Here is a 15,510-nt window from a genome sequence, read left to right on the forward strand (position 1 = left end):
ATAATTAACACAATGTCCAAAATCGGTTTAAAAATACTGGTTTCAACTGAATTTTGAAAATAGGAAAAGGAAAGCATTGTAACTAAAATAATTAAAAAGTTAGATGAATTACTTGTTTTCTTCCCTCAAAAGTATTTATACGAATAAATACTTTTGAGGGATATATTTCAATATGCATCCATTCATTTTTATCAGTATCTCGATTTCCAAATTTTAAAGTCTCCTTTGGTTCTTGATACCCATTGTTCTTATAGGAATAAAGATTAACAATGTAATACCGATTGGATAAATTACCATTATTTTTACTTCTTTCAAAATCATAATTAACGACATTTGGTGATTATAATATAAAAGAGAATTTTTTTGCATTTAAAAGATTCTTTTTACATTATATTTAAAACCCCCATTCATAAAAGAACATACGCTCTTTGATGAATGGGCAATCACAGTATATAACTATTCAATCCTAACGAATAAAATCATCTTATGTGTATTTCTATGAAGTTTTTACGCTTCAGTAAGTTGCATCAAAATGGGATTAGACCCTATGCATACAAAATTAGCAGTAGTCGGTGATGTAAATAGAAGCGGTTCAATCGTTATAGCAGCCGGAACTTCACCCTTAAAAGCATTGGGTGTAAAGAAGAATGTATGGTTTGGTATTTAAGAATGTAAATCAGACAGTATTTGGTACTATGGAACATTATCTCTTATATTTTTCATTCCTACTGCTACTTATGTTATTTCTAAATTGATATGGTCATAATTAAAAAAGAGGGTGCTCGCAGCTCCCTCTTTTTTTAGATAATTAAATATGCTCTCCATGATCCATAAACACTTCAATAGTTTCATTTTGTGATACGTCTTTTACATTAGTAAGACCAAAAGTAAAAACAGCGGATAACATCATCATTAATAAGATTGCTTTTTTCATTTTAGCGCCCTTCTTTCTATACTCTTTTTGTCTGCATCTAAAGCGATGTGTAAATACTTGCTGGCTTTTTCGTGATTTTCTGAACCATAGAATATATTACCTAAAAGATAAGCATATTCTTTTACCCAATCATATAATTCTTCTTTTTCAAAATACGAAATACCTTCCATGACCACCTTTTCTAATTCTTCTTGTGGTGCATAGTTATGTACTGCTTTTAAAATTTGAAAATGATGACGATAACATAAGTCACTAATCTTATAGCCATTCTCAATATATTCATTAGCATTATGATTATGACCTAACTTAAAATGTTCTCTTGCTAAAAGAAACATCGTTTTAGCGTTGTTTTCTAGTGATTCCTCTAAATGCTTAATTGCTAACTCTGACATGTTTTGACTTGCATATAAAAGTCCTAAATTGTGCTTTACACGTTTAGTAAGACTTTCGTCATGAGATTTTTGGAAAGTACCCAATGCTGAAAGTAAATATTCTTCTGCACTTTCGAAATCACTTAAGCGAGTGTGTGCCATCCCTAAAGTATTCAAACAAGCAGCAGTTTTTAATTCATACCCTGGACTAATTGAAAATACTTCATTTGCCTTCGTAGCAAATTGAACTGCTAGGATTGGTTTCAATATGTGATAGTAATGAACTGCAAGCCAATAATTAAATTCAGCTTTTTCGATTTCATCATGCATGTACTCTAAATACTTTTCAGCTTCTTCAAATTGCATTCTTGCTTCACTATGGTTTGCTGTATTAGTAGCATAAATTGCTTTAAATAAATGATGATAGTACTCTAAAAATGTTTCTGTAGGCTCTTGTAATGGCTCAATTTTATCCAAAATATCTTTTGAACTATCCATATCACGAATTAGCAGATTATACCGTGCATTCAATAAAGCATAGTAGACTAATATTGTTTGGTCTTCCTTAATATTATTGATTTTATCTGCAATCTCTTCTTTTATTTTATTAGACTGTAATACACTTTGTGAAATTATAGCTTGATACCATTCGTTTAATAATTTTGTGATTTCTTCTTTAGAAATAATTTCAACATTCATATACGCTACCCCCTTTTATTAAAGGTTACCATAACATACTTGTTTATATAAATGATTTTCCGAATATTAAAACTTGATAAATTTTTTCGAACACTCATATTAAACAATGTTAATTTCAGATTTATTGAACCACCCCCACTTTAAATAATTATCTGTTAATCTTACCAATCAAATTAGTACAATAGTTAACATGATACACAGGGAAACTTTAATTGAATAGAAAACATATTTTGAATAACTCTCCTTAAAATTAGTATCAGTATCTCTCATTCCCTCGTCTACCGATTTTAATATCCATATTTCCTTAAGTACACGTATATATGATTTGATTTTATACGAAAAACCATGAATTATTAAAAATTTAGTTTCAGATAGAAGACGTAGACCATAGGAGTTGATGTCCCTTAACCCGCAATACATTCCTGTTTTTTTATTGATACAAGATATAAATCGTCAGTTTTTACTATATAGTTGAGAAGGAATGCTTAATAAAGAAGGAGGATCATGATGAAATATCAAACAATATTTCCCTCATTAAAAAAATCGCTTTTTATCTTTATACTTTCTTTCAGTATGTTAATTTTCACACTCCCTACCTCTACCTTTGCACAATCCAATAGCAATGGAATTTCTGTTACAAATTACTATGTATCTCCAACAGGAAATGACCTCAATCCCGGCACATTAGATCAACCTTTCGCTACCATTCAAAAAGCTGCTAATGTCGCAACAGAAGGAAGTACAATCTACATAAGAGGCGGAGTTTATAACCAAAAAGTTCGTGTCGCTCATTCTGGTGCCTCAGGCGCACCCATTACTTTTCAAAGTTATCAAGATGAAAAAGTCATTCTCGATGGTTCTAAAGTCAAGTTAGAAGATGATGGGTTATTTACAATAGAAGACAAAAACTATATTCAAGTAAAAGGATTAGAATTTCGTAACTTAAAGTCAACGAAAGTTAACGAAACCCCTATTGGTATTTATATCACTGGAAAAGGAAGTTACATTGATATTAGAAATAATTATATCCATCACATTGAAGCGAATGTAAAGAATGGAAATGCACATGGCATTGCTGTATACGGTACTTCATCTAGTGCACAAAATAATTTAAATCATATTGTCATTGATAATAACGAAGTAGCAAATTTGAAATTAGGATTGAGTGAAGCAATTGCTGTGAATGGAAATGTAGATTCTTTTGAAGTTACCAATAACAAAGTGCATGATAACAACAATATTGGAATTGTACTGATTGGACATGAAGGCGTATCTCCAGTAGCTGCTTTAGATCAGGCACGAAATGGAGTTGTTCGTAATAACATTGTCCATCACAATTCATCCATCAATAATACTAGTTATAATGAATATTCAGCTGATGGTATTTATGTGGATGGTGGGAAGCAAATTATCCTTGAGCAAAATCAAAGCTATGAAAACGACCTGGGGATTGAAGTAGCTAGCGAACATGCAGGAAAAAGCGCAAGCCGTATTACTGTTAGGGACAATACAATATCCAATAATATCATGAGTGGCATTGCAATTGGTGGATATGATAGTCAGCAAGGATATGCTGAAAATAATACGATTACGAACAATGTGATTTATAAAAATGATACAAAAGATCAAGAGAGTGGCCAAATCGAATTAAATTACGATACCCGGAACAATGTAATTACCAATAACCAAATCTATGCAGGTAATAGCCGTATTTTTATTAACAATAATTTTAATAAAAACACTGGGAACAAACTGGATTACAATCATTACTATGGTGAATTCGATCAAAGTAATGGCTTATGGCAATGGAAAAGAAAAACGTATAAAGGCTTTACATCTTATTAAGCAGGTATGAATCAAGAAGGAAATGAACAACATAGTGTATTTATCAAATTACCCTCTTCCCTCAAACTACTTTTAAAATAAAGCAAATGTACTAAAACAATTTTATTCCAGCTCACTTCATCTCCCCTCTCCTATAAAAGTGAAATTAAAATTAAAAGTTGTAGTTTCAATTAAAACTACAACTTTTCCGTACTTATATATGAAATTGAAAATATACACGTGTATTTATTCCAAAAATGAAAAGTGTTTTGGGAGCGTATTATATCACAAATGATGTAGAAAAAATCATCTCCTCAAATCCATATAACTACGAATGATTCTTATTCATTAAACTTAATTAATAGGTATATACTTCTTAAACCCCTTACTTATAGTTCCATTATAACCATTTTTATCGAAAAATTTATGTGCTTCTGTTCTAGTTGCACTACTTAATAAGATAATTCTTGTAGATTCCCTTGCAATTGACATCTGCTCTACATGCTCCAATAATTTCCTCCCTATTCCTTTGCCTCGAAAATCTTCATTTACAACCACATACTCTAAAACGGTATATGGTCTAAATTGATATCCAGGGTCCAGACAAAAAGTCATAAAAATACTTCCTATAACGTTACAATTTTCCTCATAAACAAACAAAAAATTATTAGAATCCTTTCTTATTTGTTCAATTCTTTCTGGTAAAATCTTAATGTTTTTACTATGGGGTGCTAATTTCTTATATAGATTTCCAATTACATTACTGTCCTTTGGCTCAGCTTCACGAATCATATAATCACCTATCTTTCTAATAATATTGACGTATCAACAGTTTAAACTATTTTTAAGGATACGTCTTCTGACTCTATCGCATCCTAAAATGATATTATTTAACTTTTTAGATAATTAGAGGGTAAAAAAGAAGAGAACATGAAGCAGATAGAACTTGGGAACGCGAACTAAATTATTTAAAACTTTTGCACGAAGTAATTTCTTTATACAATTAGTATTCTAGGAAATTACAACTAAAGAAGTTGCTATTTCTTTTATTCCCCTAAAAACTGAATCGCTTTGCGATACTTCTTCAATCGTTTTAGGTCTTTATCTGTTATCCTAGCAAGTCTTGAGCGATCAGAATTATGTTTTAAGTCTGCGAGTTTGACAGTACGGGCAAGAGAATTTCCTTTCACTCTGCTCAGATACTCAAAATAAGACGTGTATTTCTCTTTTGTCAGTACCTGCACTGCCTCAACTACGTTATGAGGTATACCAGCATTTAACAAATCAACAGTTGTTATCTCAGTATCTTCAAGAACATCATGTAAATAAGCAGTAGCTTTCTCTTCGGCCGTATTTACAAAGCTAGCAACTGCCTCAGGATGTTTGATATAGTCCACACCCGCTTTATCTACTTGTCCACCATGTGCTTTTTTAGCTATCTCATGAGCTATCTTTATATAATCAGATAACATCGCAAAATCTCCCTTTCTTCAAACAAAATCTTCCCCTCTAGCAAGCTGTTCTAAAAGTGAAGGAGGAAAATATTGATATAATCCCTCAGCAAATCATTGGAGTTCATCTTGAAACAAAAAATTTATAAAAAATGCCATCCTCTCTGTATATTTCTACAAAAAGAATAGCTTTTTTTGGTTATACGGATACAATTTTATTTTAATTACGCCCTTTTCCTTTACGGGTATATACTGTATTAATGAAGAAAATTAGTCCGCAGATAAAGAATAGAAAAGGATGCACCCATGTTCTAAAATTAACAAGACTTATAATAAGCATTATAATGCAAAGGATACAACCTATAATATCAATGCTAAAAGATAACTTCCTCTGTTAATTCTTTAACTTCATTCATTTTTACACCATAATCCATTAATTTCTTTGACTAAATTGCTGCATAAAATACAATTTTGTTTTTACATCTTTAAACCAAATATACAAACCTTTTTTACCTCTAGATAAAAGCACTCTGTATATGTTCATTACTAATTCACTTACAACATTTGTTGCGTTCACATTTTCTACAAAATTATCGATTTGATATTGTTGTCCATTATAAATGACTGTTCTATTATATTTATTAAATGTACCACCATAAGCTCTTGCTATTTCATTTATAAACGAATTGTCGTAATTATCCTTTAATGTGACTTTCCATAGCTTACTTGTAGAATCGTAATATAGATCATCCCAAAAGATTAGACCTACATAATCAAACTCCAAGCCTTGAGCCGTATAAATACATCCTACTTGCTCTAAATGATTAACAGCTGTTTGTTTATACCATTCATATTGCGCAGCTAACGTCGGATTCCATGCTTTTACAAATTGGGTCTGTCCATCCCAAATACGAATATCATCAATTTTCTTCTTCCAATCCCAACAAAACGGAGCCAGCCATTTTACACTATATCCTTGTGTCATTTTATCTTTAAGTACAGTATCAATGTCATGTAATGAATCAAATACTTGTAAATCATATTTTTTCAAATCTACACTCTTAGATAAGTCTCCTGTTAAAAATTCATCTACATTCTGAATGAATGTACCGCTATTTTTTGCTCGTTGCTGAGTTTGCAGTGGAAGTATTTCGGGAGTATACCCTAAAGCTCTACGAATATTATCGACTGTGCCTTGTTCAGTAATTTTTATACGCTGATTATCATCCTGTAGTAGAACAATAATTTGGAATCTTGAACATAGATTGCTCATTACATCTTGAACATCTGTTAATCGATGTGACTCATCTATTACAACAATATGTCCTCTATTTCTTAACTTTAATATTGCGTTAACTGTTGGCAATTTAGCTGGTTCATCTAATCCATGTTCCATAGCATGATCTTTATTTAGTCCATCAATAACTGTTCTAAGTGTTTGAGGAATTGTACCAAAATAAGTGAACGGATACCTTTTTATGTATTGTCGAATGAGTTCTAAACCTAATATTGTCTTACCTGTGCCTGCATTACCTTGAATGACTAGCACTAGCTTATGGTTGTTTTGAAAAGCATGTTTAATAAGCTCCATCGCTTTAATTTTCACATCTCGTTGTTCATCTAAAAGTGCTACAAATCGCTCTCCTTGTAATGCTTTAGAAATACCTGCAAGACTAGCTTCACTCATTGAATAGATACCATTAGTAAATAACTCATTGTCCTGCTTTGCAACAGGTTTGTTCACAAATGATTCTTTTAAGAACGAGCATAATTTCTTCTCTTCATCTTTGCCAAAACAACATCTCAAATAGTTTGCTTCATAAATGGTATGGGGTGGCTCAAATAGCCGATTTTTTTCAGTTAAGTTCGGTAAATAACTCATTGTACTTAATTGAATAGAATTTTTCTTTTGAAGTTCACTATGATAACATCTCAGAGACGTTACATAGTGATTTAACTGTGCTGCTGGATGCTGTCGGATTGGTTGTCGACTTACACCAATATCAACATGGTGTGGATCGGGTGAACCAATGATTTTTCCCCATTCCTTTAATTCAACAATCATTACATGTAATTGCGATTGAGAATTATAGCCAATTAAAACCGCATCAAGTCTTAATAGATTTCCAGGAATAAAATATTCTAATACGATTGATATTTCTCCAAGATCTCCTTCATTAAGTCGCTGCACAAGTTTTTGGACAGAAATTCCCCAAGTGTCCACTTCTTGCTCACTAAACTCTTCTTTAGCAAAAGCATTTGACTTTAATCCTTCTATTAATAAATCCTTTATTTCATTTGGAGTTAATCTAAATAATTGCTTTACTTGCCCAAAATACAAATGCATTATAGATCCCCCTAGTCGTTAGTCAAATTTGGTATTTGTTCTAATAATACTATCCACCTTTTTTAAAGATATAATCATTTATTATATATAGATTATAGAGATATAAAGTACTATTTAGATAATTTGTTCATTACCACTTTCTTAATTGCCCATACATTTCATCTAACTGAGCTTCACCTTACAAATCTCTTGAAGATTCATTAATCCATTCTTTCAATTAAGATTTATAAATGCAGGTTGTCTACATTTATAAATCTTAGAAGTTAATGTATTCATCTATCCTAAAATCCAATATCGTAGTATTTTTTAGGCACCCATTCAGAACCTTTAATAGAAGAAGCATAATTAAAAGTTGCTTTTAAAAATTCTGCTCTTAGCTTACTATTCTTTCCTGTTTTCATGATGATTGTTTCTTTAAGCGGATGATTACTTTCAATTAGATATTCATTACGCTTATATAAGCGTTCTAACAAAGATTCATGTGGTACTCTAGCAAATTTGCCATTGTGTTCCCCCCTATTACATTCTTGACAAGTTAATACAAGATTCCATACACCATTTAAATCCATATCCACCGTGGATAAATATTGAACAGAGAGCGGTAAAAAATGATCTACATCACAGGTATTTGGTTGACCACTCTCAATAGAAATACTTTTATAACAATAAAAACATTTTCCTTTTTGATACCCATTTAGCGGTTTTCTTACAAACGTTAAATTTACACGTTCGTGAGAGTGTAAATACCTCTCTGGTGTAATAGACTTCAAAAAGAATAATTGCTCAAGCTCCCCATCGAATCTAACTTCTAACTTTGGATTTCTTTCCGTCCAAGCACTTTCTACTAAGTTCCATCTACCTTCAATCTCATTGAACAAATTCGCTCTTTGTTCACTTTCATTCAAGATATAAATACTATCAGTTAATGTGATACCTAACGTTTTTCCCTGAACAGACTTTTCATAGAACACTGTATTAAGCTCCCCATTAGGAATGTTATGAAAAGCATCTATTACATTATTGAAGCCTACTTTTTCAGTAACTTGCAACAACTGTTCCCATGTAATTTTCTGTTTATTATACAATTCTAGCGCATTAATAAACTTGGATGATGCACTAGTAATTTGCCTTTTGCCATTCCCAATATGCTCTAACATATACTTAGCAAATATCGGCGACAACTCCTCAAGGCTTACAAAACTATTATTACTATTCCCTAGCTCTAATAGTGTCTTTGCAAAAGCAAATTTATATGTAGCTACATTTCTTCCAAACAAGTAAACAGATCGAAATTTAGATTCTAATGTTTGGTCATTCTCAAGGAAATTATTCATGCAATGCCCCCTTAGTAATTATTAGTCCTGTACATCAATAAGGTAGATAGCTTTCTCAAAACCACCTCGCTTTTCTTTTTTCTCCTTACGAATCGCTTCCAGCTCTTCAAGCTTTACTCCATAAGCTCCCAATGAAGCATGAATTAATTCTAAAATATCTGCAAGTTCTTCAACAGCTTCCTTTTTCTCAACAGCTTCCTTAAACTCATGTGCTTCCTCTATCATTTTTGTTTTTATTTCCATTAGTAACTCATCAGGTGTGAGTATTCTTGCGTTGTAGCTTAGACCCTCGGCTTTGATAATTTCTAAAATATTATCTCTTACTAATTTGTTATAGATAGGCATGTTTACTCTCCTTTATATATATATTAATTATTTAAAGTAATCGTATCATGATAATTGCCCCATCCACCACATAAAAGAACATGCTACTATATTTAATCATTCTGGAGGAACTTTAAAGATTAATGATTATGTTTCTCTTATTGAAGAAGATGCTTCTGAAGGCAAAAAATTTTATATTGTAGACGAGATCAAATCATAACTAATGATAAATACAAACCTTTTTGTTTATCGACACAGCATATAAAGATTTACGAAGACTTTGGAATCGTAAAAAGATGATTAGCTGACTATCCTCCTGCAGACTTTGGTCCTCTACTAAGTACACATTATGATTATCTAAAGACATATGAAAAAATACGATGAATTACAAGGGGTTTTATACACTCTTTCCTTTCACGAATCACAAAATTGCACAGAAACACAGACTACCATTCAAAATAAATTAAAGGAATTAAAAAAGAAAATTGATACAAAAACACAATGCCTTTCTTTCAAGAAAAATAAAAAGACCGAAATTGGTCTTTTTATTCTTCCTCACCGAAAAACTTGATAAATCTTTTTCCAAAATTACTCAATTTATATTTTTCTATATTTATTTCATATTTATCAGGTACAGGAGACTGCCACTGATAAGGCATACCTGTTTGTATGTAATCATCCTGAAATGGTTCGTCAACCCGCTCCTTTACATATTGGAGGATTCCAAGCCTAAATAACTTATTATCCATGTACCTCTTTAAATCTTCCCTTTCTTTTTCTGCTTCTTTTTCTTCTTCCGTGTAGTCCATTTTTAATTGAATATTTAACTTCATCTTTTCCGGATTTTTCATCATTTCCATTGGGACAACATATTTTTCAGTAAGGTGAACAATCTCACTTAACCTCATTTCAGCTAAGACATCATAGTAATGAAATATTTTATCAAAATCTAGAATATCATTATCAATTATGTATTCGAAGCCATTCAATATAATCTTTATCTTTTCTGCTTGTTCATCATTCATTATTCTATTAAGAACAATAGGGAAGACTTCCTGTTTCAAAAATACTTCATTTTCACTTTGATCTAACTTTCCTGCAATTTTTTCTATTTTTCCTTTTAGATTATTTAATTCTTTATTTATCTTTTTAAATTTAAAATGATTCAATATGGACCCAATGACAGGAGCAGCTCCACCACCGATTTCAACCACCTCTTGCACAGGTTCTTGCAATGAATCTGGTAAATTTTCACACATTATATTTATTAATTCTTTTATATCCATAAACGAACCTCCTAAATATCCATTCAATTATTAATATAATCATATAGTATTTCAATTCAAATAAAAAGAACGCTATAAGCCGATTAATTTAAAAATAATTCTTCCAATAGCAATTTTCATTTTCCATATTAAGAAAAATTAGAATTCACTCCGTCTTGAATCTTTGATACTCTTAAACATTTAATTTAGACTAATATTTTAAATCCAATACAGAGCTTTTCCAGTCTCCTAAAAGCTATTCTTTATTCTCTTCAATATGGTAACTTATTGTTATTAAATTCAATACGTTTATGTAATCCAGAATTTAGTTTATTTTCATTAATTCCACTACTTGAAAATTCCCCCATCACCTCTTGATACGCTGAGAATTCCTCAGACCGCTTATAATCTGAGTGATCACAAATATTTTCTAGTGATCTATAAACATATCCTCTAATCTTATCCTCTGGGATATTTTTATATCTTACATTTTCAATTGTTTCTTCTGCAAATTTTTTTATAAATCTGTTTCATTGCTTTTATTCCATCTACCAACAGTAAATTGAGTATAAAATTCATTAGCTTCATTAAAGACTTAAATTGATTAAATTCCAATGATTTGGTAATTGTTCCTTGATAATTATCAAAATTATCTTTGTTCTTTTTTATTTCTCTTTTTAATAGTTGATCCCTTTTGTACAGGCTTGCTGTTATCTTTGTATAAACCTAGGGTTTCCCTTTTGGAAAGGCTGGATTCACTTTCTTGCTTTGCTGTCTCTGGATTTGTTTATGTAAAAAATAAAATTCACAAACAAAAAATCATCAGAATTCCCAAGGGGCTTGCTGTTACATTCTATCAACTTTAAATACAAATATATTAACCACACTCTTAAAAATTGATACAAAACAATCTGAGAACCCATTTTTTGATAAGTGAGATAAAATCAATATTTTATTTAATCAAAACAAAAGGACCATTTAGGTCCTTTTTGTTATAAATAAAAATTAACCATTTTTACTAATTCATGAACATCAAAGCCTATTTCAGTCGGTAAATATTTACTATTATGTACAATAATATTTAAAATAAAAATACTGGATATTTTTATTTAATCTTATAAATAAAAAGCACCTATAATATATAGGAACTTTTTATTGATTTAATCTATAAATTCTTTTTAACAGAACATTTCTTCACATTTTCAAGTTCGTCAATACACATATCGATTACCTCTTGTATTATTCTAACCCTAGTTTTATCAGTATGACTCATAAGATATGCAATCATAATACCAATGATAAAGAATACTAAAGCAGTACCTAATCCATAATAGAATACTTGAGAAAGTCCACTATCCATTTTTGGAAGGAGGTATTTTGTAACGTCAACAATTCTTCCTGCTACTACCATACTAGCAAATGCGGATGATAATATTGCGAATATAAATGTTTGAAATACTAGCACTGTACTATCTTTTTCCACTACATTTAAATATGCTCTAAATCTTTTTAATTTATTTATATCTCTATGAAAATATCGTTGTATTCGTTTTTTAATAATACCAATATTATCAATAATATCTTTTGAAACAATAGAATTTCCTATTATTAATTGCAATTCAGCTTCAATATCTTGTATTCCCCCTGTCCATGCAAATAACTCCATTTCTTTTGTTTTCTTATTTAAAATTTTTTTACGTATCCATTTGATTGTCTTTACTAGAAAATTAGCTATTATTATGTCCAATAAAAGACTAATGATGCAGTATAAAATTAGTCTAATATAATTAATCCCATTTCCTATAAATCCTCTTAAAGGGTCTAAAAAAACAGAGAATACTATTAGGATTACAAACAAAACAAATGTGACTAAACACAGTTTTTTCATCATTAAAACCCACTTCCTATATATTTTAAAAATATATATTTATATATAACGTATCACAAATACATAAATATAATCAATATTTCTTTCCGCTAAAAAATCGTTTAAAATAGACCAAATTCGTCTCTATATAAAGCGACGATCCTTTTCTACTACGCTATTCAAGTACTTCCGTTACTTAAGTTGCATCCCAACATTTATACTTTTTCTTTTTTAAGCTGTTCGATTGCTATAAAATAAGTTGAATTCTTATCGATTGTAATAATACAAAGCTTTGAAACACAATACTTTAGGAAAAATATATTTTAACTCTTTTCTTATTCCAAACTATTTATTTTATTTTGTATAATATAGATATTCATATATAAAACCATATTACAAGGAGGCCTTTATCTTGAACTATGGCTGGACTGGAACTATTGAACAATTTAAGCAATTAGATGTACAGTTTTTTATTAAACAATTGTTAGCTCATGTTTATAAAAACAATACAAATGATCCAAAAATAGATTCTCAAAAGAGAGCATGGATTGATAGTTATAATAAACTACAAGATTTATTTAATCGATTTTCTAATTTAGATGCATCACTTATTTTTGAATATGAGATTTTACGCGGAGGCGGTCGTCGCCCAGATGTACTTTTACTGATCAATGGTTATCTGATAGTCCTCGAATGTAAAAGTTATAATAGCGTTTCACCTTCTGAATATATCCAAACATCTCTTTATATGCGTGATCTTGAACATTATCACTCAGCTATTCAACAATCTAACATGCAAGTCATAGGTGTTTTGCTGCTTACAAACTATGAAGGTGAACGCTGGGTTTTCCAAAAAGAATATCAAGTAACCCTCTCCACTGTTGATGGATTGGAAAGCATTCTTAAACGAATCATCAATAAAACAAAAGTACCAACTTTGACGCTAGAGGAAATAATCGATGGTGTCTATGAACCCTCACCTTCTATGCTAGAAGCTGCTCGATCCATTTTAAATAATGAACCGCTCCCTGACATTAAAGCTGTATCAAGCAGTAACTTTCCAGAAGTACAACAAACTGTACGCTCAATTATTGAAGAAGCTCAACGTACAAATACCCATCATCTCATTTTAGTATCTGGTGAGCCGGGAGCAGGTAAAACATATTTAGGTCTGATCATTGCACACGAGATGAAAAATGCAGTTTATTTATCTGGTAACGGCCCATTAGTAGACGTATTACAAGATACGTTGAAAAATAGAACCTTCGTACAAGGTCTATATGGCTATAAAATGGATTTTCTCGAAAAGAGAATGATTCCAAAAGAACAAATAATCATTTTTGATGAGGCCCAACGAGCATGGGATACAAAAAAAGTCGATCAATCACTCACTCGAAGAAATCGAGAAGTTCAAAACTTAAGTGAACCAGATATTATAATGAATGTTACAACAAACAATAAACCGTGGAGTGTAACAATTGGCTTAATCGGTGAAGGACAAGAGATCTATTCTGGTGAGGAAGGCGGTCTCGCACTATGGAATACTGCGATCGCTGGAAAAAACGTGACTGTTCACTCTAAACATCCTAATTCTATATTCACAAATGCAGCACATTATAGAACACATGCTCAGCTACATTTAAACTCATCTTTCCGTGCTCATGCAGCTTTAAAATACTATAAAATTATTAATACCTTATTAGATGCTAATTTTGAACAAACAAAACAGCTTATTCATAAGCTACCAAAAGAACATTATCAACTTTTTATTACGCGTGATTTAGCCAAGGCCAAACACACTTTACATCAGCTTTATCAGGATGATACAAAAACAGTTGGCGTTGTCTGTGCTGGTGGCGCTGATCATCAAAAAGAAGTCCCTGTTCTACCAAGAGATGAACGATATGAACGCCCTAGTAAGATCGCTCAATACTTTAACTATGCCGAATCCCAATACTATTGTAGAGCGCTCAACTACAGCTCAACTGAATTCCAAACACAGGGTCTTGAACTAGATATGACGCTTGTTCATTGGGATGATGATCTATATCTACAAAATGGGACTTGGAAGGGTCAGCACTATCAATGGGGTGTCGAAGATCCGTTCCAAATTAAACTCAATGCATATAGAGTTATTTTAACAAGAGGTCGGGATGGAACAATTATTTACATACCACCAAAACCCATTCTAGATGAGACTTGGAACTTATTAAAAAACCATTTACATATTCCTGAATTAACGTTTTAAGGCTTATAATAAGAGACGATATTCTAGACTCCTTTAGAATATCGTCTCTTATTTTTTAACAACCAGAGAATTGTTCTTACATGCCTTAAAACATTGCAAGAAGGAGTTTCTTTAAACAACTAGTATTATAAGAAATCGTCACTTAAGAAGTTGCTGTTTCTTTTATTCCTCTAAAAACTGAATCGCTTTGCGGTATTTTTCTAATCGTTTTAGGTCTTTATCTGTTATCCTAGCAAGTCTTGAACGATCAGAATTATGTTTTAAGTCTGCAAGTTTAACTGTACGGGCAAGAGAATTTTCTTTCACTCTGCTCAGATACTCAAAATAAGGTGTGTATTTCTCTTTTGTCAGTACCTGCACTGCCTCAACTACGTTATGAGGTATACCAGCACTTAACAGATCATTAGCAGTTATCTCAGTATCTTCCAGAACATCATGCAAATAAGCAGTAGCCTTCTCTTCGTTCGTATTTACAAAGCTAGCAACTGCCTCAGGGTGTTTGATATAATCCATACCTGCTTTATCTACTTGCCCAGCATGGGCTTTTTGGGCTATCTCATAAGCTATCTTTATATAATCAGGTAACATCGCAAAAACTCCCTTTCTTTAAACAAAATCTCCCCCTCTAGCAAGCTGTTCTAAAAGTGAAGGAGGAAAATATTGATATAATCCCTCAGCAAATCATTGGAGTTTATCTTGAAACAAAAAATGCCATCCTATCTGTATATTTCTACAATGGTCTGGCCCCATTTGGTGAGACAAAGAAAAAACACCTAGATAACATGTTTCCTATAAGCTATAGGTGACATATTATCTAATTTCCTCTGAATCCGTTCATTATTATAG

The 15,510-nt window shown here is 31.4% G+C and carries 12 protein-coding genes and 3 pseudogenes; 3 read left to right on the forward strand and 12 right to left on the reverse strand.

Features of this window, described 5'->3' with window-relative positions; all coding sequences use genetic code 11:
• Window positions 1-442: 442 nt before the first annotated feature.
• Window positions 443-646: pseudogene (locus ACUN13_RS22730) on the forward strand (DNA repair protein); the annotation flags it as partial.
• Window positions 647-808: 162 nt separating this feature from the next.
• Here ACUN13_RS22730 and ACUN13_RS22735 read toward each other — a convergent pair.
• Window positions 809-934 (reverse strand): hypothetical protein, encoded by a 126-nt coding sequence (locus ACUN13_RS22735; protein WP_000709205.1) that lies wholly within the window; start codon window positions 932-934, stop codon window positions 809-811.
• The gene (locus ACUN13_RS22740; RefSeq protein WP_445423978.1) at window positions 931-2,004 is read right to left on the reverse strand and encodes a response regulator aspartate phosphatase; all 1,074 of its coding nucleotides are present in this window, start codon (window positions 2,002-2,004) and stop codon (window positions 931-933) included. Before ACUN13_RS22740 ends, ACUN13_RS22735 begins: the two co-directional genes overlap by 4 nt.
• Before the next feature lie 507 nt (window positions 2,005-2,511).
• Here ACUN13_RS22740 and ACUN13_RS22745 point away from each other — a divergent pair.
• Window positions 2,512-3,930 (forward strand): annotated as a pseudogene (locus ACUN13_RS22745) (right-handed parallel beta-helix repeat-containing protein).
• A gap of 252 nt (window positions 3,931-4,182) precedes the next feature.
• Here the strand turns inward: ACUN13_RS22745 and ACUN13_RS22750 are convergent.
• The 8 genes and pseudogenes from ACUN13_RS22750 to ACUN13_RS22785 form a co-directional block, all read right to left on the reverse strand.
• On the reverse strand, window positions 4,183-4,620 hold the full coding sequence (locus ACUN13_RS22750; RefSeq protein WP_016090543.1) for a GNAT family N-acetyltransferase: 438 nt from the start codon (window positions 4,618-4,620) through the stop codon (window positions 4,183-4,185).
• Window positions 4,621-4,874: 254 nt separating this feature from the next.
• The gene (locus ACUN13_RS22755; protein WP_445423979.1) at window positions 4,875-5,300 is read right to left on the reverse strand and encodes a GTP pyrophosphokinase; all 426 of its coding nucleotides are present in this window, start codon (window positions 5,298-5,300) and stop codon (window positions 4,875-4,877) included.
• A gap of 412 nt (window positions 5,301-5,712) precedes the next feature.
• Window positions 5,713-7,626 (reverse strand): DNA/RNA helicase domain-containing protein, encoded by a 1,914-nt coding sequence (locus ACUN13_RS22760; RefSeq protein ID WP_246963548.1) that lies wholly within the window; start codon window positions 7,624-7,626, stop codon window positions 5,713-5,715.
• A gap of 281 nt (window positions 7,627-7,907) precedes the next feature.
• On the reverse strand, window positions 7,908-8,960 hold the full coding sequence (locus ACUN13_RS22765; RefSeq protein ID WP_246963547.1) for an HNH endonuclease domain-containing protein: 1,053 nt from the start codon (window positions 8,958-8,960) through the stop codon (window positions 7,908-7,910).
• 21 nt (window positions 8,961-8,981) lie between these two features.
• Window positions 8,982-9,305: a nucleoside triphosphate pyrophosphohydrolase gene (locus ACUN13_RS22770; RefSeq protein WP_025687507.1), complete on the reverse strand. Its 324-nt coding sequence runs from the start codon at window positions 9,303-9,305 to the stop codon at window positions 8,982-8,984.
• Window positions 9,306-9,829: 524 nt separating this feature from the next.
• The gene (locus ACUN13_RS22775; RefSeq protein WP_016090538.1) at window positions 9,830-10,570 is read right to left on the reverse strand and encodes a hypothetical protein; all 741 of its coding nucleotides are present in this window, start codon (window positions 10,568-10,570) and stop codon (window positions 9,830-9,832) included.
• A gap of 1,144 nt (window positions 10,571-11,714) precedes the next feature.
• Window positions 11,715-12,440, reverse strand: a complete 726-nt coding sequence (locus ACUN13_RS22780) for a hypothetical protein (RefSeq protein WP_445423980.1) — start codon at window positions 12,438-12,440, stop codon at window positions 11,715-11,717.
• Window positions 12,441-12,611: 171 nt separating this feature from the next.
• Window positions 12,612-12,715, reverse strand: a pseudogene (locus tag ACUN13_RS22785) (IS6 family transposase); the annotation flags it as partial.
• Between the two features lie 113 nt (window positions 12,716-12,828).
• Here ACUN13_RS22785 and ACUN13_RS22790 point away from each other — a divergent pair.
• Window positions 12,829-14,664, forward strand: a complete 1,836-nt coding sequence (locus ACUN13_RS22790) for a DNA/RNA helicase domain-containing protein (RefSeq protein WP_445423981.1) — start codon at window positions 12,829-12,831, stop codon at window positions 14,662-14,664.
• Between the two features lie 162 nt (window positions 14,665-14,826).
• Here ACUN13_RS22790 and ACUN13_RS22795 read toward each other — a convergent pair whose 3' ends face one another.
• Together ACUN13_RS22795 and ACUN13_RS22800 are read right to left on the reverse strand one after the other, a co-directional pair.
• Window positions 14,827-15,252, reverse strand: a complete 426-nt coding sequence (locus ACUN13_RS22795) for an HD domain-containing protein (RefSeq protein WP_074624944.1) — start codon at window positions 15,250-15,252, stop codon at window positions 14,827-14,829.
• A 185-nt stretch (window positions 15,253-15,437) separates the two neighbouring features.
• A partial coding sequence (locus ACUN13_RS22800; protein ID WP_411511861.1) for an IS3 family transposase occupies window positions 15,438-15,510 on the reverse strand: 73 nt, incomplete at its 5' end.

The sequence above is a fragment of the Bacillus cereus group sp. Bce041 genome (assembly GCF_052646455.1).

Coding starts and splice junctions, on each gene's coding strand:
- ACUN13_RS22740 (WP_445423978.1), bottom strand. CDS start 2,004: ATGAATGTTGAAATTATTTCTAAAGAAGAAATCACAAAATTATTAAAC.
- ACUN13_RS22795 (WP_074624944.1), bottom strand. CDS start 15,252: ATGTTACCTGATTATATAAAGATAGCTTATGAGATAGCCCAAAAAGCC.
- ACUN13_RS22735 (WP_000709205.1), bottom strand. CDS start 934: ATGAAAAAAGCAATCTTATTAATGATGATGTTATCCGCTGTTTTTACT.
- ACUN13_RS22775 (WP_016090538.1), bottom strand. CDS start 10,570: ATGGATATAAAAGAATTAATAAATATAATGTGTGAAAATTTACCAGAT.
- ACUN13_RS22755 (WP_445423979.1), bottom strand. CDS start 5,300: ATGTTATCTGATTATATAAAGATAGCTCATGAGATAGCTAAAAAAGCA.
- ACUN13_RS22760 (WP_246963548.1), bottom strand. CDS start 7,626: ATGCATTTGTATTTTGGGCAAGTAAAGCAATTATTTAGATTAACTCCA.
- ACUN13_RS22765 (WP_246963547.1), bottom strand. CDS start 8,960: ATGAATAATTTCCTTGAGAATGACCAAACATTAGAATCTAAATTTCGA.
- ACUN13_RS22750 (WP_016090543.1), bottom strand. CDS start 4,620: ATGATTCGTGAAGCTGAGCCAAAGGACAGTAATGTAATTGGAAATCTA.
- ACUN13_RS22770 (WP_025687507.1), bottom strand. CDS start 9,305: ATGCCTATCTATAACAAATTAGTAAGAGATAATATTTTAGAAATTATC.
- ACUN13_RS22780 (WP_445423980.1), bottom strand. CDS start 12,440: ATGATGAAAAAACTGTGTTTAGTCACATTTGTTTTGTTTGTAATCCTA.